The organism is Streptomyces achromogenes (assembly GCF_030816715.1).
Lineage (GTDB): Bacteria > Actinomycetota > Actinomycetes > Streptomycetales > Streptomycetaceae > Streptomyces > Streptomyces achromogenes_A.
Genome location: NZ_JAUSYH010000001.1, coordinates 3,362,376 through 3,386,040, shown reverse-complemented (window position 1 = coordinate 3,386,040; position 23,665 = coordinate 3,362,376). Strand labels below are relative to the sequence as shown.

22 protein-coding genes and 2 tRNA genes are annotated in these 23,665 nt (G+C 73.5%); 13 read left to right on the top strand and 11 right to left on the bottom strand.

Annotated features, from left to right (window positions below):
* Positions 1-81: 81 nt before the first annotated feature.
* Positions 82-588, bottom strand: a complete 507-nt coding sequence (locus tag QF032_RS15190) for a heme-degrading domain-containing protein (protein WP_307043246.1) — start codon at positions 586-588, stop codon at positions 82-84.
* Positions 588-1,676, bottom strand: coding sequence for a Gfo/Idh/MocA family protein (locus QF032_RS15185; RefSeq protein WP_307043243.1), 1,089 nt, complete (start codon positions 1,674-1,676; stop codon positions 588-590). The genes QF032_RS15190 and QF032_RS15185 overlap by 1 nt, the downstream gene beginning before the upstream one ends.
* A 56-nt stretch (positions 1,677-1,732) precedes the next feature.
* Between QF032_RS15185 and QF032_RS15180 the strand changes: the two genes are divergently transcribed.
* The 5 genes from QF032_RS15180 (at position 1,733) to QF032_RS15160 (ending at position 6,561) form a co-directional block, all read left to right on the top strand.
* Complete coding sequence (locus tag QF032_RS15180) at positions 1,733-2,839, top strand: ROK family transcriptional regulator (protein WP_307056216.1); 1,107 nt, start codon at positions 1,733-1,735, stop codon at positions 2,837-2,839.
* 530 nt (positions 2,840-3,369) lie between these two features.
* Positions 3,370-4,263, top strand: a complete 894-nt coding sequence (locus QF032_RS15175) for a hypothetical protein (RefSeq protein ID WP_307060264.1) — start codon at positions 3,370-3,372, stop codon at positions 4,261-4,263.
* Between the two features lie 124 nt (positions 4,264-4,387).
* Positions 4,388-5,167, top strand: coding sequence for an HAD-IIA family hydrolase (locus tag QF032_RS15170; RefSeq protein WP_057574482.1), 780 nt, complete (start codon positions 4,388-4,390; stop codon positions 5,165-5,167).
* A 104-nt stretch (positions 5,168-5,271) separates the two neighbouring features.
* Positions 5,272-5,886, top strand: coding sequence for a hypothetical protein (locus tag QF032_RS15165; RefSeq protein WP_307043238.1), 615 nt, complete (start codon positions 5,272-5,274; stop codon positions 5,884-5,886).
* Positions 5,887-5,889: 3 nt separating this feature from the next.
* On the top strand, positions 5,890-6,561 hold the full coding sequence (locus QF032_RS15160) for a class F sortase (RefSeq protein WP_307043236.1): 672 nt from the start codon (positions 5,890-5,892) through the stop codon (positions 6,559-6,561).
* Between the two features lie 70 nt (positions 6,562-6,631).
* Here QF032_RS15160 and QF032_RS15155 read toward each other — a convergent pair.
* A tRNA-Lys gene (locus QF032_RS15155) sits at positions 6,632-6,705 on the bottom strand.
* 190 nt (positions 6,706-6,895) lie between these two features.
* On the opposite strand from QF032_RS15155, the gene QF032_RS15150 reads away from it, so the two are divergent.
* From QF032_RS15150 to QF032_RS15130, 5 genes are all read left to right on the top strand, one after another.
* Positions 6,896-8,347: a peptidoglycan-binding protein gene (locus QF032_RS15150; RefSeq protein WP_307043235.1), complete on the top strand. Its 1,452-nt coding sequence runs from the start codon at positions 6,896-6,898 to the stop codon at positions 8,345-8,347.
* 244 nt (positions 8,348-8,591) lie between these two features.
* Entirely contained in the window at positions 8,592-9,698 is a 1,107-nt protein-coding gene (locus QF032_RS15145; protein ID WP_307056215.1) for an SPFH domain-containing protein, read from the top strand.
* Between the two features lie 124 nt (positions 9,699-9,822).
* Positions 9,823-10,428, top strand: coding sequence for a lytic polysaccharide monooxygenase auxiliary activity family 9 protein (locus tag QF032_RS15140; protein WP_306952120.1), 606 nt, complete (start codon positions 9,823-9,825; stop codon positions 10,426-10,428).
* A 118-nt stretch (positions 10,429-10,546) separates the two neighbouring features.
* Complete coding sequence (locus QF032_RS15135) at positions 10,547-11,011, top strand: DUF3592 domain-containing protein (protein ID WP_307056214.1); 465 nt, start codon at positions 10,547-10,549, stop codon at positions 11,009-11,011.
* Positions 11,012-11,066: 55 nt separating this feature from the next.
* Entirely contained in the window at positions 11,067-12,860 is a 1,794-nt protein-coding gene (locus QF032_RS15130) for an AMP-binding protein (RefSeq protein ID WP_307043229.1), read from the top strand.
* Here QF032_RS15130 and QF032_RS15125 read toward each other — a convergent pair.
* From QF032_RS15125 to ehuB, 6 genes are all read right to left on the bottom strand, one after another.
* Positions 12,826-12,899, bottom strand: a tRNA-Lys gene (locus tag QF032_RS15125). The two genes, QF032_RS15130 and QF032_RS15125, sit on opposite strands and share 35 nt — an antisense overlap.
* 100 nt (positions 12,900-12,999) lie before the next feature.
* Positions 13,000-13,758 carry an IclR family transcriptional regulator gene (locus QF032_RS15120; RefSeq protein WP_307043227.1) on the bottom strand — a complete coding sequence of 253 codons (759 nt, stop codon included), beginning with the start codon at positions 13,756-13,758 and terminating at the stop codon, positions 13,000-13,002.
* 255 nt (positions 13,759-14,013) lie between these two features.
* Positions 14,014-14,838, bottom strand: coding sequence for an ectoine/hydroxyectoine ABC transporter ATP-binding protein EhuA (gene ehuA, locus QF032_RS15115; RefSeq protein WP_373430342.1), 825 nt, complete (start codon positions 14,836-14,838; stop codon positions 14,014-14,016).
* Positions 14,828-15,475 (bottom strand): ectoine/hydroxyectoine ABC transporter permease subunit EhuD, encoded by a 648-nt coding sequence (ehuD, locus tag QF032_RS15110; protein WP_307056213.1) that lies wholly within the window; start codon positions 15,473-15,475, stop codon positions 14,828-14,830. Before ehuD ends, ehuA begins: the two co-directional genes overlap by 11 nt.
* The gene (gene ehuC / locus QF032_RS15105; protein WP_307043225.1) at positions 15,472-16,215 is read right to left on the bottom strand and encodes an ectoine/hydroxyectoine ABC transporter permease subunit EhuC; all 744 of its coding nucleotides are present in this window, start codon (positions 16,213-16,215) and stop codon (positions 15,472-15,474) included. Before ehuC ends, ehuD begins: the two co-directional genes overlap by 4 nt.
* A complete protein-coding gene (gene ehuB / locus QF032_RS15100) occupies positions 16,215-17,141 on the bottom strand; it encodes an ectoine/hydroxyectoine ABC transporter substrate-binding protein EhuB (RefSeq protein ID WP_307056212.1) in 927 nt (308 codons plus the stop codon). The genes ehuC and ehuB overlap by 1 nt, the downstream gene beginning before the upstream one ends.
* A 309-nt stretch (positions 17,142-17,450) precedes the next feature.
* Between ehuB and QF032_RS15095 the strand changes: the two genes are divergently transcribed.
* Positions 17,451-17,948, top strand: coding sequence for a cupin domain-containing protein (locus tag QF032_RS15095; protein WP_307043221.1), 498 nt, complete (start codon positions 17,451-17,453; stop codon positions 17,946-17,948).
* 119 nt (positions 17,949-18,067) lie between these two features.
* On the opposite strand, the gene QF032_RS15090 is transcribed toward QF032_RS15095, so the two are convergent.
* On the bottom strand, positions 18,068-19,063 hold the full coding sequence (locus QF032_RS15090) for a D-2-hydroxyacid dehydrogenase (RefSeq protein ID WP_307056211.1): 996 nt from the start codon (positions 19,061-19,063) through the stop codon (positions 18,068-18,070).
* 436 nt (positions 19,064-19,499) lie between these two features.
* On the opposite strand from QF032_RS15090, the gene QF032_RS15085 reads away from it, so the two are divergent.
* Both QF032_RS15085 and QF032_RS15080 read left to right on the top strand, forming a co-directional pair.
* Positions 19,500-20,231 carry a maleate cis-trans isomerase family protein gene (locus tag QF032_RS15085; protein WP_307043217.1) on the top strand — a complete coding sequence of 244 codons (732 nt, stop codon included), beginning with the start codon at positions 19,500-19,502 and terminating at the stop codon, positions 20,229-20,231.
* Between the two features lie 258 nt (positions 20,232-20,489).
* On the top strand, positions 20,490-21,563 hold the full coding sequence (locus QF032_RS15080; protein WP_307060262.1) for an LLM class flavin-dependent oxidoreductase: 1,074 nt from the start codon (positions 20,490-20,492) through the stop codon (positions 21,561-21,563).
* On the opposite strand, the gene QF032_RS15075 is transcribed toward QF032_RS15080, so the two are convergent.
* Positions 21,542-23,389, bottom strand: coding sequence for a putative bifunctional diguanylate cyclase/phosphodiesterase (locus QF032_RS15075; RefSeq protein WP_307043215.1), 1,848 nt, complete (start codon positions 23,387-23,389; stop codon positions 21,542-21,544). The two genes, QF032_RS15080 and QF032_RS15075, sit on opposite strands and share 22 nt — an antisense overlap.
* Positions 23,390-23,665: the final 276 nt, after the last annotated feature.

The following is a 23,665-nucleotide window of genomic DNA, read 5'->3' as shown; positions in this document are numbered from 1 at the left end:
TCGGGAGTGGCTGGTCGCGCAGTTCCCCGCGCCCCTGGGGGCCTTGACGAAGGACATAGAGGCACCCCCGCGCTCCCCTGGCTACAGGTATTTCTCCAGGAACTGTTCCAGGGCTGCCACCACGAAGCGGTGGTCCTCGAGTTGGGGGAGGCCGGAGACCGTCACCGCGCCGACGATCCCCACGCCCTCCACGTTGATCGGGAAGGAGCCGCCGTGGGCCGCGTAGGTGTCCGGGTCGAGGCGGGAGGCCTCCTCGAAGGTCGTCCCCTTGGCGCGGAAACGGGAGCCGACCAGGTACGACGAGGCACCGAAGCGTTCCACCACCCGGCGTTTGCGGGCGATCCAGGCGTCGTTGTCGGGAGCCGAGCCGGGCAGGGCGGCGTGGAAGAGCTGCTGGCCCGACCGGTGGATGTCGACGGCCACCGGCGCCTGGCGCTCGCGGGCCAGTTCCACCAGCAGTGAGCCGAGCGCCCACGCGTCGTCGTGGGTGAACTGGCGGAAGACCAGCCGGCGTTCCTGGGTCTGCAGTTCCTCCAGGGTCGGGGTGATCTCCGGAGTGAACTTCGGGGTGATCTCGTGGGTGCCCATTACAGCGTCACCGCCACCTTGTCTCGTGCCGAACGGCGGGCCGCCTCCAGGACGTCGAGGGCGGCGGCCGCCTCGACGGCGGTCACCGGGCCCGGGCCGCCGTCGATCAGTGCCTTGGTCACCGCAGCGTAGTAGGCCGGGTAGTCGCCGGGGAGGGTCCGTTCGGGGCGTCCGCCGCCGGTCAGCGGGGATTCCCCGGCGCCGACCCGGCCCCACAGCTCCTCCGGTTCCGTGCCCCAGCCGGCCGGGCCGCCGGGCCGCAGACCCTCGCGAAGCGCCGCCTCCTGCGGGTCCAGCCCGTACTTCACATATCCCGCCCGCGAGCCCAGCACCCGGAAGCGCGGGCCGAGTTGGGCGGTCGTCGCGGAGACGTACAGGTGGGAGCGGACGCCGTTCGCGTGGGTGAGCGCGATGAACGTGTCGTCGTCGGTCTCCGCACCCGGCCGGCGGACGTCCGCCTCGGCGTACACGAGGACCGCCGGGCCGAACAGCACCAGCGCCTGGTCGACGACATGGCTGCCGAGGTCGTAGAGCAGACCTCCGATCTCTGCCGGGTCGCCGGACTCCCGCCAGCCGCCCTTCGGTAGCGGACGCCACCGCTCGAACCGCGACTCGAAGCGCCGGACCTCGCCCAGCGCGCCCTCGTCCAGCAGTTTGCGCAGGGTCAGGAAGTCGTTGTCCCAGCGCCGGTTCTGGAAGACGGACAGGAGCAGTCCGCGCTCGTCGGCGAGAGCGGCCAGCGCACGGGCCTCGGCCGCCGTGCCCGCGACCGGCTTGTCGACGACGACCGGCAGACCGGCCTTCAGCGCGGCGGTCGCCAGCGGCACATGGGTCTTGTTCGGGGACGCGACGACGACCAGGTCCAATTCGCCGGCCCGGGCGAGGAGGTCGTCGGGGCCGGCGACGAGGCGCACGTCCGGGAACTCGGCGCGGGCCTGCTCCCGCCGCTCCGGGTTCGAGGTGACCACGGTGTCGAGCACGAGGCCCTCGGTGGCGGCGATCAGCGGGGCGTGGAAGACGGAGCCCGCGAGGCCGTAGCCGAACAGGCCCACGCGGAGAGGAGTCTCGCCAGTCTTGCGTCCAGTCATGAGCCCCACTTTCGCAACACTGTTGCCAAAGTGCAAGCAGGGGGGAGAATGACGGCGTGAACAGGACGAACGGCGGCGGCCGCCCGACCGGTGTGAACCTGCCGGGCCTGCGCAGCCACAACACCGCGCTCGTGCTCGACCTGCTGCGCACGGCCGGCCCGGACGGCATCAGCAGACTCGAGCTCGCCGAGCGGACCGGCCTCACCCCGCAGGCCGTCAGCAAGATCACCGCCCGGCTGCGGGAGGAGGGGCTGGCGGCGGAGGCGGGCCGGCGGGCGTCGACCGGCGGCAAGCCGCGCACGGTCCTGCGGCTGGTCCCCGGCGCCGGTCATGCCGTCGGCGTCCACCTCGACCGCGACGAGCTGAGGGCGGTGCTGGTCGACCTCGACGGGACGGTGGTGGGGGAGCGACGCGTGCCGCTGGACCTGGGCGCGGGCGCGGAGGCGGTGCTGGGGGCGGTCGTCCGTGAGGCCGGGCCGCTGGGCCGGACCGCGGGCGGCACCCTGTTCGGCGTCGGCGTGGCGCTGCCCGGGCCGCTCGACCACGCCCACGGGGTGCTGCACCGGATCACCGGCTTTCCCGAGTGGGACGGCTTCCCGCTGCGGGACGCGCTGGCGACGCGGCTCGGGGCGCCGGTCGTCGTCGACAAGGACACCAACGCCGTCGCGCTCGGCCTCGCCGTCGGCGGGGAGCGCGGCTCCTTCGCCTGCCTGCACCTCGGCACCGGCCTCGGCGCGGGCCTGGTCATCGGCGGGACCGTGCACCGGGGCGCGCGCACCGGCGCGGGTGAGTTCGGGCACCAGGTCGTGCAGCTTGACGGACCGCCGTGCCCGTGCGGCAACCGGGGGTGCGTCGAGGCGCTGTGCCTGGCCGCCCTCGCCCGGGGGGACGTGGGCGAGGCGGCGCGCGTGCTGGGGGTGGCCGCCGCGAACCTGGCCGGACTGCTCGACGTCGACGCCGTCCTGCTCGGCGGCCGGACCGTCGCGGCCGACCCCGAGCCCTTCCTGCGCGGCGTGGCCGCCGTCCTCGACACGCACGCCCGCCGCGAGGGCGCCCCGCAGAACGCCGTGCCGGTGCGTCTCGCCCCCGGCGGCCCGCGCAACGTGGCGGAGGGCGCAGCCCAGCTCCTCCTGGCCCCGCTCTTCGGCCGCGAGACCGGCTGACCGGTGCGCCCGGTGCGCCTCGTGCGCCTCGTGCGCCCCGTGCGCCCGGAACCCCTGGTGCGCCCCGTGCGCCCGGTGCCCCTGGCGTGCCCGGCCCGCCGGAACCCGCCGCGCCCGCTGCGCCCGCTGCGCCCGCTGCGCCCGCTGCGCCCGCTGCGCCCGCTGCGCCCGCTGCGCCCGCTGCGCCCGCTGCGCCCGCTGCGCCCGCCGCGCCCGCCGCGCCCGCCGCGCCCGCCGCGCCCGCCGCGCCCGCCGCGCCCGCCGCGCCCGCCGCGCCCGCTGCGCCGGGGGCGTCCCGGTCCGCACACCCGACCGGCTCTCCTCTGCCGGCCTTCCGCCGAGCGGGCTCCCTCCGACCGGTTCCCCTCCGCCGCGCGGGCTCCCCCCGACCGCCTCCCCTCCGCCGAGCGCGCTTCCCCTGATCGGCTCCCGCGCCCGGCGGGCTCCCTCCGCCGAACGAGGGGGATGTGTGTCGTCGGGCGGTGTGGCGGGGGCCGTCCGGTCGGATCATCGTGCAGGGTCACGTGTTCATGCGACTGTGCCCGCCTGTCTCCCTCTGTCTCGCCGCGGCCGCCGCCCTCCTCCCCGTGCCCGCGTACGCGGAAGCCGGACCGGGTTGTGCCGGGTCCGGCGCCGACGGCTTCCCGCTCACCACCCGTCTGCACGGCGGTCCCGACTCCTACCGGCCCGGCGGCGGATTCGGCGCCTGGTACCTCGACCTCACCAACACCACCCGCCGCACCTGCGACGGCGTCCACCCGGTCGTCGTCCTGGTCGACACCGGGCACCAGCTGAAACCGGATCAGCCGCGCCTGGAGTTCTACGCCGACGGACGGGCGCACCCGGTTCGCTTCGAGCCCACCGACGACGACGAACTGGTCGGCGTCTTCGCCGACGAGAACGCGGCGAACGGCTTCTCCGGGTTCCGTGTGGGCCCGGGCCGGACCCTCACGGTGAAACTGCGGCTGGCCCTCGCCCCGGACACCGCCCCGAACGTCGTCACCGCCAACGCGGCCGTCGTCCAGCGGCACGGTGACGACGGCGACTGGGTCGGGCAGTCGAACGACTACCGCTTCACCGTCGGGACCGCGCCCGGCACCCCGCCCGAAGCGGAACCCGGACGCGACACCGAACCCGGGGCCGACACCGGACCGGGCACCGACCCCGGGGCCGACACCGGACCGGGCACCCAACCCGGGGCCGGGAAGGCCGAGGCGGGCTCCGGTTCGGCCGCCCCGCGGACCGCGCCGCCCGCCACACCCTCTCCCCGCCCCTCCGCCCCCGGCACCGGGGCGCTCTCCCTCGCCGACGAGGCCGCCGAGCTGGCCCGCACCGGCCTGTCCTCGCCCGCCGCCCTCGGCGCCGTGGGCGGCGGCTTCCTCATCGCCGGCGCGGCCCTGCTGGTGGCCCGCCGACGGCGCTGACCCCGAGGGGCGCGTCCCAGCAGGTGGACGGCCCGGAAGCGGCCATTCCCCAAGATCGGCCCTGTGATTAGGCTGGGGCGCACGCAGCGACTGCGTCCTCGCGCACGGCAGGGAGATCCCGCACATGGCAGACCGCAAGCCCATCGAGTCGTGGCTCACCGACATGGACGGTGTGCTCATCCACGAGGGCGTGCCGATCCCCGGCGCCGACGCCTTCCTGAAGAAACTGCGGGAGTCCGGCAAGCCGTTCCTCGTCCTCACCAACAACTCGATCTACACCCCCCGCGACCTGCACGCCCGTCTGCGGCGGATGGGTCTGGACGTGCCGATCGACAACATCTGGACCTCAGCGCTGGCCACCGCCCAGTTCCTCGGCGACCAGCGGCCCGAGGGCACGGCGTACGTGATCGGCGAGGCGGGGCTGACCACCGCGCTGCACGACATCGGTTACGTCCTCACCGACCACGAGCCGGACTACGTGGTGCTCGGCGAGACCCGCACCTACTCCTTCGAGGCGATGACGAAGGCGGTCCGCCTCATCAACGACGGCGCGCGCTTCATCTGCACCAACCCGGACGAGACGGGCCCCTCCGCCGAGGGCGCGCTGCCCGCCACGGGTGCGGTCGCCGCGCTGATCACCAAGGCGACCGGCAAGAACCCGTATTTCGCGGGCAAGCCGAACCCGCTGATGATGCGCACCGGGCTGAACGCCATCGGCGCGCACTCCGAGACCAGCGCGATGATCGGCGACCGCATGGACACCGACGTCCTTGCGGGCATGGAGGCCGGCATGCAGACGTTCCTGGTGCTCACCGGCCTGACCAGGCCCGAGCAGGTCGAGGACTTCCCGTACCGGCCGTCGAAGATCGTGGACTCGATCGCGGACCTCGTCGACCGGGTCTGAAACCCGCGGCGACCTGCCTGCCACCCGTACGGAGCAGTGAAAACCCGCCAGGGGATGCGCCGGGCGGCCCGGCGGGGGACTCTCCAGAGAGCTGGAGGTTCACGATGAGTTCACTGAAGGTCACTCTCTGTACGGGTGTCGCGGCCGCCGTCGCGGCGCTCGCCCCCGCGATGCTCGTCCCCATGGCGTACGCCCCCACGGCGCACGCCTCCGACGGCGGCGGCAGCGTCTCGGTCACGCCGTCCAAGCCCGCGCCCGGCGCCGAGATCACGCTGAAGGTCGCAGGCTGCGGGGGCCGCACGGCCACCGCGACCTCGGACGCGTTCGTCTCGGACGCGCGGCTCAGCGTTTCGGGCGGCTCGCTCGTCGGCGACACCCGCGTCCGTTCCTCGGTCGCGGCCGGCGCCTACGACGTGCGGATCACCTGCGTCGACTTCACGGTCAAGGGCCGGATCAGCGTCGTCGCCCCGTCGCCCGTCGAGCCGTCGCGGCCGCGGGAGTCTTCGGGCCCCCCGACGCAGGACGCCCCGACGGTCCCCGCCTCTCCCGTCGCCCCGGTCCGCGCGGGCGGCGGCGGGGCGGCTCCGCTGGCCTCCGTGGAGGAGGCCCGGGTGGACGGCCCCGGCGCGGTGCAGGCGGTCATCGGGCTGGTGCTGGCGGGCGTCGCCGCGGCCGCCGTCGTCTTCCGCGGTGTGCGGCGGAGACGCAGGACGGACTGAGCCGTGTCCGAGCGCGAGCGCGTTTCCGGCCGCTTCCTGACCGGCCTGGCCTGGGCGGTGCTGCTGTTCGGGCTGTGGCTGTGGGGGCGCGAGGTGACCGACGTGCGGCACGGCGGATCCGTCCCGGCGACCGGCGACATGGCCGCGGTGGGCCGTCCGCCGGTCCGGCTCCCGCCCGCCGCCGAGCCGATGGGGCAGGCGCTGCCGCGACGCGTCGACATACCCGAGCTGGGCGTGCGGGCCCCGATCGTCGCCCGCGGCCTCGACGGGGACGGAGCCGTCGACCCGCCGCCCTTCGACCAGGCGGGCGTCGTCGGCTGGTACGCCGGCGGCGCGAAGCCCGGTGCGCGGGGCGCCGCCCTGCTGGTGGGGCACGTCGACACCGAGACCCGGCCCGCCGTCTTCTACAAGCTGAGCACGCTCAGGGGCGGCGAGACGGTCCGCGTGGTCCGGGACGACGGGAAGGTCGCCGAGTTCACCGTGGACGACGTCGAGGTCGTCCGGCGCGACCGCTTCGACGCCCGGCTCGCCTACGGCGCCCGCCGGGCGGGCCGCGCCGAACTGCGCCTCATCACCTGCGGCGGAGTCTTCGACCGGGCCGGCCACAGCTACACGGCGAACGTGATCGTGTCGGCGTACCTCACCGGCACGGGCGCCGGTCGTGGTGTGACGTAATGTGGCGTGCTGTGACGTGAACGCGGACGAACGAAGGCCCCTCGCTCTCGCGAGGGGCCTTCGTCGTCTGTGCGCCGCCAGGGACTCGAACCCCGGACCCGCTGATTAAGAGTCAGCTGCTCTAACCAACTGAGCTAGCGGCGCTCGCACTGACGTCGTAACTCTACAGGACGCCGGAGGGTGCGTCCGACCGCCCGGGGCTCCCGGGCGGTCGGGCCGGGAGCGCGCGGCTTACATCATTCGGACCGTCAGCATGCGCGTCGACAAGACGGTTGAGAAACTGGCGAACGTGAGCAGTCGCGGACATTTCCAGCTGAGGTGTGAGGGGAATCGCATGGAGCCTCCGGCATTCGAGGAATTCGATCCCGAGAGCGACTGCGACTGCCCCGGATGCGCGGCACGCCGACGGGCGGCCCGGAATTCCCCGACCGGCCCGTTCGGCGGCTTCCCGCCCGCTCACCGCGCCCTGGTCGTGGCCACCGCGACGGCCGCGGCGCTCGGCGCGGCGCACGCGACGCCCGCCACCGCCGCCGCTCCGCGGGCCCCCGACCGCCCCGGCGTTCCCGCAGGCGACGAGCCCGAGACCCCCCAGGGGGTGAGGGCCCCGCTGCACGGCCCCGCGGGGCAGTCGACGCGTCCGGGCGGAACGGCGGGACCGGTCGTGACGCCCGCGACGACCCGGGCCGACATCATCGGACGGGCCGGGGAATGGGTTTCGGCGCAGGTGCCGTACAGCATGAGCGCCTACTGGTGGGACGGCTACCGGCAGGATTGCTCCGGCTTCGTCTCCATGGCCTGGAACCTGCCGCGGAACGAGTGGACGGGCAGTCTCCACCAGTTCGGGACGAGGATTTCCAAGGAGGAACTCGGGCCCGGCGACATTCTGCTGTTCCACAATCCGTCCGACCCCGAGAAAGGCTCGCACGTCGTCCTTTTCGGCGGCTGGACGGACTACACGCACAGTTACTACGTCGTGTACGAGCAGACCCGTCCGACCACGCGCCGCCAGGCCACTCCCTACGCCTACTGGAGCAATTCCGACCGCTACGTCCCCTATCGCTACAAGGGCCTGCGGCCTGCCGCGCAGAGCACCGGGGAGGAGTCCGGCGCCAGGGGCGGGAACCCGCAGGCGAGCGCGAGAGGGGACGGGGACAAGCCCGGCGGGCAGCGGACCGAGCTGCCGGCGTTCCCGGGGCGGGCGGCGTTCGGGCCCGGCGCGGACAACAGGTACGTCACCCTGCTCGGCCGGCTCCTCGTCGAGCGCGGCGCCGAGCGCTTCTGGGGCTCGGGGCCCGGCCCGCGCTGGTCGGCCGCCGACGGCAGGGCCACCCGGGCCTTCCAGCGCGCCCAGGGCTGGAGCGGCCCCGACGCCGACGGCCTGCCCGGCCCGCGGACCTGGGCGCTGCTGGTCACCGGCGGGGGCGGGGACATGCCACAGGTTCCGCCCGCCCTGCACAGGCCGCGGACCCCGCAGGTCCCGCAGGTCCCCGGGTCCGGGTCGGGCGCCGCGGGGCCGCCCGTCGCTCCCGCCTCCTCGGCGCCGCGCGTGCCCGCCTACCCGGGCCGGGGCGTGTTCCGGCCCGGGGCGCAGAACGCGTACGTCACGCAGTTGGGGCGGCAGTTGGTGAAGAAAGGATTCGGCAGGCACTACACGACGGGTCCGGGGCCGCGCTGGGGCGAGGCGGACCGGCGAGCGGTCGAGGCCTTCCAGCGCGCCCAGGGCTGGCGCGGCGGTGCGGCCGACGGCTATCCGGGCCCCGAGGCCTGGCGGCGGCTCTTCACGTAGCACCGCCGCCCCGCCCGGGCGACCCCGCCCACGCCCGGGCAGTCCCCACCCACGAGGTCTCGCCCACGAAATACCACCCACAGGGGTCTCGCCCACGAGATCCCACCCACTGGGTCCCACCTACCCGGTCGCGTCCACCCGGTCCCCATCACCCGGTCCCGCCCACACCGTTCCCCTCGCACCGTCCATCCACACCGTCCCCCCACTGTCATGGCGTATCTGGCGCGGAGGCTGGAGGCACGCAATGCACACGACCACTTCTCCCACACCCGAGTCCGAGGGGCCGTCCAGGCCCGCACGGCTCATCCAGAGCGAGGCGACCACCGAGATCCCCGTCCACCTTCTGTTCCGCGACGAGCCCGAGCCGCGGCCGGTGCCGCTGAGCCCCGCCGTGGTGGGCAGCCGGGCGGGCACCGGGGAGCAGCCGAGGCTGCGCCGGCCGATGCTCGCGCAGCCCCGCCCGGGACCGCGGCCGGACCCCGAACTGGCGGAGCGGCCGGCGCGGGTGCTGCCCGGCGCGGCGGGGGTGCTCGGCGGGGTCTGCGGGGCGGCCGGCTGTGTGGCCGCCTCGTGGTGGGCCGGCGTCCTGCCGCCGCTCGCGGTGGCGGCGCTGCGGCTGCCGGAGATCGCGGGCGCCGGCCTCGGTCCGGCGCAGTGGGCGGCGTACGCGGGCGCGGGCACGCTCGCCCTGTTCGGCTTCGGCGGCCTCGCCCGCGGACGCACCGGACGGGCCTGGGTGCTCGGCCTGTTCGGCCGCTACCGGGGCACGGTGCGGCGCACCGGCCTGCTGTGGGTGAACCCGCTGCTGCTGCGCCGCCGGGTGGACGTGCGGCTGCGGCACTGGCGCAGCGAGCCGATGTTCGCCGCCGACGGCAGCGGGGTCGCGCTGCGGGTGGTGGCCCTGGTGGTGTGGCGGGTGCGGGACACCGCGCGGGCCACGCTGGGGGTGGAGGACCACGAGACGTATCTGCGTGAGTGCGTCGAGGCGGCGCTGGCCCGGATCCCGGTGGAGACGCCGGGCGCGGGCCGGGGTTCGGTGGAGGCGGCGGGGGAGGCGCTGACCCGGCTGGTCGCGCGGGACGCGGGGGTGGTCGGCCTCGAGGTGTTCTCGGTGCAGCCGGTCCGGGTGGAGTACGCCCCCGAGGTCGCCGCGGCGATGCACCGCCGACGGATCGCCGCGCTCGACGCCCAGCACCGGGCCACCGTGCTGACCTCGGTCGTCGACTCGGTGGAGGACACGGTGACCCGGCTGACCATGCGCGGGCTCGTGGAACTGGACGACTACGAGCGCAAGGCGCTGGTGAAGGACCTGACCGTGGCCTTCTGCGCGGGCCGGGAGCAGTCGCCCTGACGGCCCGTCGAACAGCACCCGCGACGGGTATGGACATGTTCCGCGCACGCCCATAATCTCGAACTTGGTCTAGACCTGCACAGCTCGGCTCAGTGAACTCCCCACGTTCTCCAGGAGCGGCAGCATGCGCAAAAAGACCAGGTGGTACGCCGCCGCGCTCGGGCTCACCATGGCGGGAGCCTTCGTGCTCACCGCCGGCGGCGCGAGCGGCCACGGTTACACCGACCTCCCCGTCAGCCGGCAGAAGCTCTGCCAGAACGGCTCCGTGACCAACTGCGGCGACATCCAGTGGGAGCCGCAGAGCGTCGAGGGGCCGAAGGGTTTCCCGGGTTCCGGCGCGGCCGACGGCCGGATCTGCTCCGGCGGCAACGCCCGCTTCGCCCAGCTCGACGGTCCGCGGACCCCCTCGGGCGGGGCGTGGCCGACGACCCGGGTGAACGGCGGCCGGAGCTACACCTTCCGCTGGCAGTTCACCGCGATGCACGCCACGACCGACTTCACGTACTACGTCACCAGGCAGGGCTGGAACCAGAACCACAACCTGGCCCGCTCCGATCTCGACCTCACGCCGTTCCTGACCGTGCCCTACGGCGGTCAGCGGCCCCCGTCGACCCTCTCGCACAGCGGCACGCTGCCGTCCGGGCTCAGCGGACGGCACGTCATCGTCGCCGTGTGGACGATCGCCGACACGGCCAACGCCTTCTACGCCTGCTCCGACGTCACGTTCTGAGCGGCCGGTTTTCCTGAGCATCGCTTGAGCTCCCCCGGGCCCGCGCACGGGTACGTTCCCTGCACGCCGTCAACACCAGGCCGGCGCGGGGGAACATCTCAGAACACCGGGGGAGCTCATGGAAACGTTCTTCTACATCGTGCCGAGCATCATGATCGCCGTCATGCTCTTCCTCGCGTACAAGACCCTCGGCCGGACCCGGCAGGTCAGAGCGGCCTGGGACAGCGGAGTCACCGCCGAGGGCCGCTGTCTGCGGACCTATACGCACACGAGCGGCGGGGGCGGCGACACCTCGGTGAGCACCACCCTGCACCACGTCTACGAGTTCACCACGAGGGACGGCCGCGCCTACCGCTTCGACGAGGGCGGCGGTCCGGGCACCGTCATCGAGGGCGACATCGTCACCGTCTTCTACGCGCCGGACCACCCGGAGGGGGCCACGGCCCACCGGCCGAGCCGGGGGAGGCTCGCCGCGGGCACGGGCTGTCTGCTGGGCTTCTTCGCCGTGTTCATCTTCTTCTGCGTCGTCGCCATGGTCGCCGCGCACACCTTCTTCTCGGAGGCGGGCGGCCTGCTGCCCTGACGGTGCGCCCCCTGACTCTCCACATCTGACGATACGTCAACTACCGTGCGCGCCCATGGAGTCCACCAGGGAAACCGGAGCCGGCACCGCTACCGTCGCCGAACTCGTGGCCGCCCGCTGGGGCGACTTCCGGCCGGGGCTGTGGTGCGAGGACGCCGTCCTCACGCACCACGAGGTCGCCGCCGGGGCCGCCGCCCGGGCGGCTCTGCTGGCCGACCTGCTGCCGCCGGACGGCCCGCCGCACCTCGGGCTGCTGCTGGACAACACGCCGGAGTTCCCGCTCTGGCTGTCGGCCGCGGCCCTCGCCGGGGCGGCCGTCGCCGGGATCAACTCCACCCGGCGCGGCCCCGAACTGGCCCGGGACGTCCTGCACACCGAGTGCCGGCTGCTGATCACCGAGCACGCCCACCTGCCGCTGCTCAGAGGGCTCGACCTGCCCGGAGTCCGCCTCCTGGTCACCGGCACGCCCGAGTACGACGCGCTCCTCGCCCCGTACGCGGACGCCCGCCCGGACCCGTCCCGCGCCACGCCCGCCGACCGGTTCCTGCTCTACTTCACCTCCGGCTCGACCGGCGCCCCCAAGGCCGCGATCTGCACCCAGGGCCGGCTGACGGCCGCCGGGCGCTCCCTGGCCGGGCAGTTCGCCGTCGGCCCGGACGACGTGCACTACGTCTGCATGCCGATGTTCCACGGCAACGCGGTGATCGCCGACTGGGCTCCGGCGCTGACCGCCGACGCCGGGGTGGCGCTGCGCCGGCGCTTCTCGGCGTCCGGGTTCCTGGCGGACGTACGGCGTTACCGGGCGACGTACTTCACCTATGTCGGCCGGGCGATCCAGTACGTCCTGGCCACCGAGCCCGGCCCGGACGACCGGGACCACGTGCTGCGGCTGGGCTTCGGCACCGAGGCGGGAGCGGTGGACGCGGCGGCTTTCGAACGGCGCTTCGGGGTGCGGCTGGTGGAGGGGTACGGCTCCTCGGAGGGCGGGGCGGCGGTGCAGTGGTCGCCCGGCACTCCGCCGGGCGCGGTCGGCCGGGCGGGCGCAGGTCTCGTCGTCCTCGACCCGAAGACGGGCGAGGAGTGTCCGCGGGCGGTGTTCGACGCGGTGGGGCGGCTGCTGAACGGCGACGCGGCGATCGGGGAGCTGGTCAACCGGGGCCCGAACCCCTTCGAGGGCTACTGGCGCAATCCGGCGGCGGAGGCGGAGCGGCGCCGGGAGGACGGGGCGTACTGGACCGGCGACCTCTTCTGCCGGGACCGCGAGGGCTTCCTCTACTTCGCGGGCCGCACCGACGACCGGCTGCGCGTCGACGGCGAGAACCTGGCCGCCGCGATGATCGAGAACATCCTCGCCCGGTACGAGGGAGCGGACGCCGTCGCCGTCTACGCGGTGCCGGACCCGGTGACCGGCGACCAGGTGATGGCGACGCTGGCCGGGACGTTCGATCCGGCGGGCTTCGCCGCGTTCCTGCTCGCCCAGCCCGACCTGGGCACCAAGATGGCGCCCCGGTTCGTGCGGGTGGTGGAGCGGATGCCCGTCACCGCGACGAACAAGATCCACCGGGCGCTGCTGCGGCGCGAGGGGCCGCGCTGCGCGGACCCGGTGTGGTGGCGGCCGCCGGGAGAGCCCGGCTACCGGAGGCTGACGGCGCGGGAGGCGGCGGAGGTCGCAGAGGCCGCGGAGATCGGACCGGCCGGGCGGGCCGGAGGGACGGCGCGTGCCGTGGACGCAGCGGACGCCGAAGGAGCCGGGGAAGCGGGGGTGACCGGGGAAGCCGAAGGGCCCCTCGTGTTCACGAGAGGCCCTTCTTCGGTGCGCCGCCAGGGACTCGAACCCCGGACCCGCTGATTAAGAGTCAGCTGCTCTAACCAACTGAGCTAGCGGCGCATGACTCTCGCCCTCCGCCTTCGGCGGCCTGCGACGAAGAAAATACTACCTGGTCCGCGGGGGTGCTTCCGACCACGTGGCGGCACCCCCGGGACGCGCCTCAGATGGCGAGCGAGAGCAGTACCGGCGCCGCGTTCCTGTTCAGGGTCTCGGCCGCCTGGCGGAGCCGGTGGGCGTGGGCGACGGGCAGGGAGAGCGCCAGACAACCCGCCGTGGAGCCGGCGGTGATCGGGACGGCCGCGCAGACCGTGCCGATCGCGTACTCCTGGAGGTCGAGCACCGGGACGGTGGGCGCCTGGGCCTCCAGACGGGAGAGCAGCAGCTTGTCGCTGGTGATGGTGCGCGAGGTGAGCCGGGCCATCTTGTGCCGGGAGAGGTGGTCGCGGCGGCCGTTGTGGTCGAGCTGGCCGAGCAGGCTCTTGCCGAGCGCGGTGGCGTGCGCGGAGCGGCGGAAGTCGAACCACTCGTTGACGGACGGCGTGGCGGGGCCGTCCGCGTACTGGGTGATGGTGACCTCGCCGTCCACGTACCGGCTGATGTAGACGGCCGCGCCGACGGAGTCGCGCAGCCGGTCGAGGGTGTGCTGGAGCCTCGCGCGCAGGGCCTGGTCGTGGTCCTGGGCGGAGCCGAGGCGGGTGAGGGCGTCACCGGTCACGTACACGCCGTCGGCGAGTTGCTCGACGTATCCCTCGCGGCGCAGCATCCGCAGGAGCGTGGTCAGGCGCTCCGGGCTGAGGCCGGTCAGACGGGCGAGTCGGCTGTCGGTGATTCCGGTGGGGTGCCGCGCCACGCTCTCCAGGACGCGCAGCGCGTACTGGGTCGAGTGGTACGGCGCGGTCGGCTCGTGTTTCAGCGCCACGGTTCCCCCTGCGCTCGCTGTGTCGGCTGCGCTTGCCTATGGGCCGTAATCCGGTCAGTGCACCGCTACCACGATAACCGGCGACGGGCCTGCGGGGAGGGGCGTCGGCGGGATTGCCGACCCCCTCTACAGCGGACTGTTCCACCGGCATATGCCATTGGCCCGAACCGGGTACCGGGTACCGGGTACCGGGGGCGGCGCCGGCCCGGAATGCCGGCTCGCGTCGCCCCGCCCCCCGGCTCACGTCAGGAGTCGTCACAGGACGGCGCTGAGGAACTCCCGGGTCCGCTCCTGCTCCGGATCGCTGAACATCTTCTCCGGCGGGCCCGACTCGATGACACGGCCCGAGTCGAACATCAGCACCTGGTCGGAGATGTCCCGGGCGAAGCCCATCTCGTGGGTCACGCAGAGCATCGTGATGTCGGTGGTGCGGGCGATGTCCCGCAGCACGTCCAGGACGCCGGCCACCAGCTCCGGGTCCAGCGCGGAGGTCACCTCGTCCAGCAGCAGGACCTGCGGCCGCATCGCCAGCGCCCGCGCGATCGCCACCCGCTGCTGCTGCCCGCCGGACAGCTGGCTCGGGTACTTGTCGATGTGCTCGGTCAGGCCGACCAGTTCGAGCAGCTCGCGCGCCCGCTGTTCCGCCTCGTCCGCGGACAGGCCGAGGACGGTGACGGGGGCCTCGGTGATGTTGCGCAGCACCTTCATGTTCGGGAACAGGTTGAACTGCTGGAAGACCATCCCGATGTTCTTGCGGACCTCGCGGACGTGCTTCTCGCCGGCCGGGACCAGTCTGCCCCCGCGTTCCTCGTGGGTCAGGTACTCGCCGCCCACCTTGATGGTGCCCTCGTCGGGCGTGGCCAGGGTCATCAGCAGCCGCAGGATCGTCGTCTTGCCGGAGCCCGACGGGCCGATCAGCGTGACGTGCTTGCCGGAGTCGACGGAGAAGTCGAGCCGGTCGAGGACGGTGTTGTCGCCGAAGCGCTTGGTGACCTGGTCGAAGCGGATCAGCTCACGACCGTCCACCGGCGGGTTGGCGAGGGACTCGAGGGTCTGTGCGGGATCGGTGTCAGCGGACAAGGCGTCGCTCCAGGGCTCGGATCAGAAGGGAGGCGGGGTAGGCGATGACGATGAACGCCACGCCGACGACGGTCAGCGCCTCCGTGGTGAAGGTCTCGTTGCTGAAGGTCTGGGCCTCGCCGAGCATGTCGAAGGCGCCGATGGTCGCGATCATCGGAGAGTCCTTCAGCATGGCGATGACGTAGTTGCCCAGCGGCGGGACGACCCGGCGGATCGCCTGCGGGAGGATCACCACCCGCCAGGTGCGGCCCTTGGACAGGCTCAGCGCCGTGGCCGCCTCCCACTGGCCGGCGGGCACGCCGTCGATGCCCGCGCGATAGACCTCGGCGGTGTAGGTGGAGTAGTGCAGACCGAGGCCGACGATGCCGGTGGTGAGCGGCGACATCGAGGGGCCGAAGTTCGGCACCACGTAGAAGAGGAAGAACAGCTGCACCAGCAGCGGCGTGTTGCGGATGAACTCCGTGACGGCGACGACCGGCCAGCGCACCCACACCCGCCCGGACCGCTGGGCCAGCGCCCACACCAGTCCCAGCGCGAAGGCGATCAGCGTGCCGACGGCCAGCGCCTGCAGGGTGACGAGCACGCCGTCCCAGAAGCGCGGCATGAAGTCGTCCACGACGTTCCAGTCCCAGCTCATGCCGTGCCTCCTGCCGCGGACTGCGAACCGGCGGGCAGGCGTTCGCCGCGCGCGCCGGACGTGCGGGTGCTCCCGCCGGTCTTCTCGGGCCGCTGCCCGACCCCCGCCTTGGCCCTGCGCTCCAGCAGCCGCATGCCGCGGGTGATGAGGAAGGCGAGGACGAAGTACAGGACCAGCAGCAGGGTGTAGACCGGGGTGGTCTCGTTGGTGCCCAGCCGGACCAGGTTGCCGGCGAACGTCATGTCGGCCACCGTGATGACCGAGACCAGGGCGGTGCCCTTCAGCAGCTCGATCAGCAGGTTGTTGAACGGCGGCACCATCTCGGGCCAGGCCTGCGGCAGTTCGATCAGGCGCAGCCGCTGCAGCCGGGTGAAGTTGAGCGCGACGCCCGCCTCCTTCTGCGCCGGGGAGACAGCGGCCAGGGACCCGCGGACGATCTCGGAGCCGTAGGCGCCGTAGGTCAGGCCGAGCGCGCTGACACCGGCCCACATGGGCACCAGCTGCCAGCCGAACAGGGGCAGCGCGAAGAACATCCAGAACATCAGCACCAGCGCCGACATGCCCCGGAAGACCTCGAAGTAGATCCCGGCGACGAAACGGACGATCCAGTACCGCGACCCGCGGGCCAGCCCGATCCCGAACGAGATGGCCGCGCCGAGGGCCGCCGCGTACACCGTCACCTGGACGGTGACCCAGATGCCCGGCAGGAACCAGGTGGTGAAGAACTCGGAACTCATCATCAGCCGCACAGCTCCTTCGCCGTGAGGTCCGTCATGTCGGCCCTCTCGAAGCCGAAGGGGCCGACGATCCGGAGGAGTTCCCGGTAGTCGTCCTTCTTGAGCTTCAGCAGTTCCCCGTTGAACGCGTCACGGAAGTTCTTCTCGGACTGCCGGAAGGCGAAGCCGCCCGCGCCGTAGGCCGGTGCGCCGTCCACCACGGGCTGGAACGGCTCGGTCGCGGACACCCGTCCGGAACTCTCCACCGCCGACTTCACCGTGATGCGGGTGCCCGCGAAGGCGTCCACCCGGCCCTGGGCCACCGCGTCCAGACCGGCCACCTGGTCGGGCAGGACCAGCACGTCCTTGATGCCTGCGGCCTTGGCGTAGTCGATCTGGGCGTACGCCTTCCCGGAGGCGAGCTTGAGCCCCTTCTTCTTGACGTCGTCGTACGTCCTGATGCCGTGCGGATTGCCCTTGCGCACGATGAAGGAGTCCAGCATCAGATAGTCCGGGTCGGCGAAGAGCACCTGCTCGCACCGGACCGGGTTGATGTACATGCCGGCGGACACCACATCGAACTGCCGGGCCTTGAGCCCCGGTATGAGGGCGCCGAAGTCCACCGGCACCGGCTCCACGTCGTCGATGCCGAGCCGCTTGAAGACCACCCGCGCGATCGCGGGCGCTTCCCCGGTGGCCTGACCGTCGTCCCCGACGTACCCGAAGGGCGGTTCGCTGGCGATGCCGATCTTCACGGACCCCTGCTTGCGCAGGGTGTCCAGAAGGCTGCCCCCCAGAACCTTTCCGTCGTCCGGGACGCGGCTGCAGCCGGCCGCCCCCAGACCCCCGGCGGCGCTCAGCGACACCGCCGCCGCGAGCAGTGAGCGGCGGCTGGGTCCTCTGTGGGGTCGGGGGCCGGTTCCTGATCGATGTGCTTGTGGTCGAGCCATGGGCGCGCCGCTACCCGGCTTCCGGCGAGTCATGCGGATCGCTTCCGGCCCCGTTCGTCGCGAAAGGCCTCGCGAAGGACCGCGCGAAGGCTTTCCCGGCCCGGCCGGCGCGGGCGGCCGGCGCGTGGCGTCCCGCGCTGCTCAGACCCCGGTGAGGCCGCAGCCGCCGACCCGCGCACCGACCCGGATTGACCCATGAGAACGGCATCCCAATGCACCATACGATGGGTCTTTCATGGGCCTAGATTCATGGGTGACGGGTCCGACGGCCGCAGCACGCGGACCGCCCGCCGATCTCCGGGAGTTCCCATGAACAGCCCCCTCGTCGTCCGCTCCGGCCAGGCCGAGACCCTCCAGGACGGCGCCCTCAGCCTGATCACGCTGCTCGCCGACGCGGACGCCACGAGTGGGGCGCTCACCGCCAACAAGGCGACCTTCGCCGAGGGCTCACCCGGCGCTCCGGCGCACTTCCACACCAGGGCGACCGAGGTGTTCTACGTCCTGGACGGCCGGATGCGGTTCCTGGTCGGCGACGAGGTGCGCACGCTGGACCCGGGCGACTTCCTGACCGTTCCGCCGACCGTCCCGCACGCCTTCGCGCCGGCTCCCGGCAGCACCGCCGAACTGCTCGTCCTCTTCACGCCGGGACTCCACCGCTTCGACTACTACCGGCTGCTGGAGCGCGTGCACCACGGCGAGGCGGGCGTCGAGGAGATCCGCGCGAGCTCCGAACGCTACGACAACCACTACGTCGACAGCGCCCTCTGGCGTGACGAGCTGCGCCGCACCGCCCCGGACCACGCCTGAGCCGTCCGGGGGCACGCCTGAGCCGTCCCGGGTCACGCTTGAGTCGTCCCGGGCCACGCATGCATGGCTACGGACCACGCCTGAGACGCCCGGGGCGACGCATGCGCAGCGACGGGACGTCAGTGGCCGGGCACGTATCCGCGTCGCTTGTCGACCACGTTCCTCAGCGGCCGGCCCACCGCCCACCGCTCGAACAACTCGACGAACTGCGCGCCGAGGTCGTCCCGCCAGCCGACCGTGTCGCCGCTCATGTGGGGCGAGACCAGCAGCCCCGGCATCCGCCACAGCGGGCTGTCGCGAGGCAGCGGCTCCGAGGTGAGGACGTCCAGGGCGGCGCCGGCGATCCACCGCCGCTCCAGGGCCTGCACCAGCGCCTCCTCCACGACCAACTGCCCGCGGCCGACGTTCACGAACCGGGCCGAGGGCTGCATCACGCCGAACCGCCGGAGGTCGAACATGCCCCGCGTCTGCTCGGTGAGCGGCGCGGCCGCGACCACCCAGTCGGCGCGGGCCAGCAGCCGGTCCAGGTCGTCGGGGCCGTGGATGCCGGTCCGCGGGACGCGGCCGACGACCGACGCGGTGATGCCGAGCGCCTTCAGCGTGCGGGCGACGGACCGCCCGATCGGCCCCGACCCGACCACGACGGCCCGGGTCCCGGCGACCCGCCGGCCCTCCCGGTGCCGCCACTCGCCCCGCTGCTGGAGCTCCCAGGTCAGGGGCAGGTCCTTCGCCATCGCCAGCACCAGCGCGGCGACGTACTCGGCGATGGGCTCGTCGAACACGCCGCGGGCGTTCGTCACCACCGTGTCCGACGCGGTGAGTTCAGGACACATCAGGTGGTCCACGCCCGCGCTCGCCGTGTGCACCCAGCGCGGCCGCGGGCCCTCGCCGGGCCAGGCGTCGCGCACCGCGTGCGAGGTGAAGTCCCAGACCAGCAGGACGTCGGCGGCCGGCAGCCGCTCGGCGAGCGAGGCCTCGTCGGTGTGCACCACCCGGACCCGCCCGGTGAGCCGCCCCAGCCGGGGCGGCGGGTCCGCGTCGAGGACGAGGAGCGTGGGTGGGGTGGGAAGGGCGGCGGGAGGCGGCGTGGCGGGGGACGGGGGGACGGCGGCCATCCGGTGTCCCTTCCCAGGCGCGTCCGACGGGCGCGGATACCGACGTGCGCGGATTCTGACGTGCGTGCGGATGATGACGTGCGCGGTTCGACCACGTTGGCATCGGGAGCCACCGTCGTCAACACGGCTGCGCCGACGGCACGTTGCCCACCGGCGCCGCGCGGGCCCCGCTGCGTGGGCGGACCCCGGGGGGAGTGCCCGGCAGAGGCGGGCCGAGCGTCCCCGGCGGGCGGCCCCACCTCGTAACCCGCTCATCTCGGCCAACCAGGTGACCGTGTGGGCGGCGTTGCGCCGACTGGGTACCCGGGCGGTGGGACCGTGGAGCGCCGCCGGACATCCCGGCGCGCGTGCGGCCCACCGAACCGCCGGAGGCCGGCTCCCGCCGCGGGACCCGCCGCCGGCACTGCCGGGAGAAGAGCAGCAGGAAAGGCTGGACATGACCGCACTCGGATTCCTCTACCCGGGCCACTCGGCCGAGGACGACTACCCGCGCATCGAGCAGCTCCTGGGCAGCGACGTCCGGCTGGACCTCGTCCACACCGGCGCCGGCGGCGACGCCCACCGGGTCGACGCCCTGCGGTCGAAGGGCGCGCCCGAGCAGTTGGCGGAGGGCGTCGCGCAACTGCGGCTCGCGGGCGTCGAGGCGATCGTGTGGGCGAGCACCAGCGGCGGCTTCGTGCACGGCTGGGAGGGCGCCCAGGAGCAGGTGCGCGCCCTGGCCACCAGCGCCGGAACGCCGGCCTCCTCGACCTCGTTCGCCTTCGTACGGGCGGCCCGGGAGCTCGGGGCCGCACGCGTGGCCGTCGCGGCGGCCTACCCGGACGACGTGGCCGCCCTCTTCGCGGACTTCCTCCGGGCGGGCGGCGTCGGGGTGACCGGCGTCCACAGCGCCGGGATCGTCACGGCGGCCGAGGTGGGCGCCTGGGGCGAGGCGGAGGTGTTCGCGCTCGCACGGGCGGCCGACTCCCCCGAGGCGCAGGCGGTCCTGCTGCCCGGCACCGCCCTGCACACGGCCGCGTACCTGCCGGAGCTGGAGAAGGAGCTCGCCAAACCGGTCCTCACCGCCAACCAGGTCACGGTGTGGGAGGCACTGCGCCTCACCGACCGGCGGGTGAACGCGCCGGGCCTCGGCGCCCTGTTCACCCGGGAGCCCGTCGTCCAGGTGTGAGGCCGGTACGACGCCGGGTGGGCCGCCCTCCGACGCCGGGCGTGCGTCCGCTCTGCCGCCGGTCCCGGTCCGCGGGGAATAAGCGGGGACACCCTCCTGTTAGCGCTGCGAGGACAGCACACGGCTGACGACAGGAGGACCCCCGTGGCCGCAGAAGAGACGCCGGCACAGGCCGAGCCGGCCGGCGCGACGACGGCAGGCGGGACGACGGCCGCCGACGGGACCACGGCGGCGGACGGATCCGCGGCGGCGGACGGGATCCGCGGCACGGCGCGGGGCAGCGCCCCGACCCCCCTGTCCGTACTGGACCTGGTCACCGTCGGCTCCGGCCGCACCGCCACCGACGCCCTGCGCACCAGCGTCGACCTCGCCCGGTTCACCGAGTCGCGCGGCTTCCACCGCTACTGGGTCGCCGAGCACCACTCGATGCCCGGCGTCGCCTCGTCCTCACCCGCGGTGATCCTCGCCCACCTCGCCGCCCACACCGACCGCATCCGGCTCGGCTCCGGCGGCGTGATGCTGCCCAACCACGCGCCCCTCGTCATCGCCGAGCAGTTCGGCACCCTGGAGGCGCTGGCCCCCCGCCGTGTGGACCTCGGCCTCGGCCGCGCCCCCGGCACCGACGGAGGCACCGCGGCCGCCCTCCGCCGGACCGCCGCCCTGCACGAGGGCGCCGACGACTTCCCCGAGCAGCTCGCCGAGCTCACCCGCTTCCTGGACGACGACTTCCCCGACGGCCATCCCTACCGCAGGGTGCACGCCATCCCCGGCCCGGTCCAGGGCACCTCCCCCGGCGGAGTGCAGTCGGCGCACCGGCCGCCGATCTGGCTGCTCGGCTCCTCCGGCTTCAGCGCCCGCCTGGCCGGCGAGCTCGGCCTGCCCTTCGCCTTCGCGCACCACTTCTCCGCGCAGAACACCGTGCCCGCCCTCGACCTGTACCGGGCGTCGTTCCGGCCCTCCGAGGTGCTCGCCGAGCCCTACGCCCTGATCGGCGTCTCCGTGCTCGCCGCCGACGACGAGCGCGAGGCCCGCCGCCAGGTCCTGGCCACCGGCGTCAACATGGTCCGGCTGCGCAGCGGCCGCCCCGGCCTGTTCCCGTCCCCCGAGGAGGCGGAGGCAACCCGACTCGGCCCGCTGGAGCGCGAGTTCGTCGACTCCTGGACGGCGAACATCATCCACGGCACCGCCGACGAGGTGCGCACCGGCCTCGACGACCTGCACAAGCGCACCGGCGCCGACGAGTTGATGCTCACCAGTCACGCCCACCGCGGCGCTTTGCGGCTGCGCTCCTACGAACTCGTCGCGGACGCCTACGGGTTGCCGACCGCGTAGGACTCGGCGGTCCCGCGCAGCTCGGAGATGCGGTCCGGCGACACCGGGCGGGAGTACAGCCAGCCCTGCCCGGTGTCGCAGCCGATGCTGCGCAGCCGGGTCGCCTGCGCGGACGTCTCCACGCACTCGGCGGTGACGGTCAGCCCCAGCCGGTGGGCCAGGTCGATCATCGCCTCGACGACGACCTGGTCGGCCGGGTTCGGCGGGGTGGCCCCCTCCTTGTCGCTCTCGTACTGGAAGCCGCGCACGAAGGAGCCGTCCAGCTTCAGCACCGACACCGGCAGCCGGCTCAGATAGGCGAGGTTGGAGTAGCCGGTGCCGAAGTCGTCGATCGCGATGCCCACGCCCATGTCGCTGAGCGCCTGCAACGCCTGCAACGGCCGTCCCGCCGAGCCCATCACCGCCGACTCGGTCAGCTCCAGCTGGAGCAGGTGCGGCGCGAGCCCCGTCTCGGCGAGGATCTCCGCCACGTCCGCCACCAGGTCGGAGTCCCACACCTGACGCACCGCCACGTTGACGCTGACGAACAGCGGCGGATCGTCCGGATTGTCCAGTTGCCACCGCCGTGCCTGGCGGCAGGCGGTGGCCAGAACCCATCGGCCGAGCGGGACGATCGAACCGTCCTCCTCGGCCAGCGCGACGAACCGATTCGGCGACAGCAGGCCGAACCGGGGGTGGTCCCAGCGGACCAGCGCCTCCACGCCGCGCAGCCGCCCGTCCGACATGCCGACCAGAGGCTGGTAGTCGAGCCGGAACTCGCCGCGCTCGATGGCCGGACGCAGCGTGGAGGCCAGCGCCTGCCGGGTCATCAGATGGGCGTTGCGCTCGGGGTCGAACAGCGTCCAGCGGCCCTTGCCGTCCACCTTCGCCCAGTACAGCGTGGTGTCGGCGGCCTGCATCAGACCGGTCGCGGTGGTGCCGGCCGCGGCCCGCTCCACCACCCCGATCGACGCGGACACGTTCAGCCGGTGCCCGGCCAGGTCGAACGGGGCCTGGAGCACCTTGAGCACGGACTCGGCGAGGTCGGCGAGCTGGTCGGTGCCGGTGGAGTCCTCCACCAGCAGGGCGAACTCGTCCCCGCCGAGCCGGGCCACCAGCGGCACGCTCGGCCTGGTCCGTCCGGCCTCCTCGGCGCACCCGTTCAGCCGCTCGGCGACGGCGGCCAGCAGGCGGTCGCCCACCCGGTGACCGAGGGTGTCGTTGACCGCCTTGAAGCCGTCCAGGTCCAGGTAGCACAGGCCGATCCGGCCGGTGCCGCTCTGCTCGTACGCCTCCGCCTCCAGTGCGGCCGACACCCGCTCGAAGAACAGCGTGCGGTTGGCCAGCCGGGTCACCGGGTCGTGCATCTGCAGATGCCGCAGCCGCGCCTGCAGATCACGCTGGGCGCTGACGTCGGCCACGGACAGCAGCACCCCGGGCGTTCCCGCCCCCGGCGTCTGCGCCTCCAGCGGCGAGACGGTGACCTGCGCCCACAGCGCGTGCCCGTCGGGCTGCTTCAGTCGCCGGGTGCAGCGCAGCTTGGCCCGCCGGCCGCGCAGGACCTCGCGGTAGGCGTGCCGGATCCGGGCGTCGGAGGTCAGGTCCAGCAGGTCGGAGGCGACCCGCCCGACCAGCGGGGCGCTGCCGCCGCCGAGCAGCGCGCCGAGTGCGCCGTTGGCGTCGACGATCCGGCCCTCGCCGTCGACGACGGCCATGGCGAGCGGTGCCGCCGCGAAGACGGACCGATAGGCCGCAGGCCCGCCGCTCGTACTGTTGATGTCACTCTCTGTGACGGCTGACCGGTCGAGGTCTGCCGCGGGCGTCGGCCCTTCGGACGTTCCGCTCACCGCTCGCTCCCGCAGTGCACTCGATCTCTGTCCGTGCAGGAAAGTGTGCCGATCATAGAGGCTGCCCGGGGACCCGCGCAGCCTATGCCCAGTGTCCCGGAACAACCCGCCTTTCTGACAGATCGTTTCTGCCCGCACCTGGCCCGGTTCTGCGGGCCCGCGACCGCTTGTGACGTTCCGTGAGAATTCCGGGGGTGTCGGGGTGATGCCCGCTTTCCGTGTCCTCACTCTTCTGGTGCAGAAAAACAGGGCGAAGTACGACAAACACACACAGTC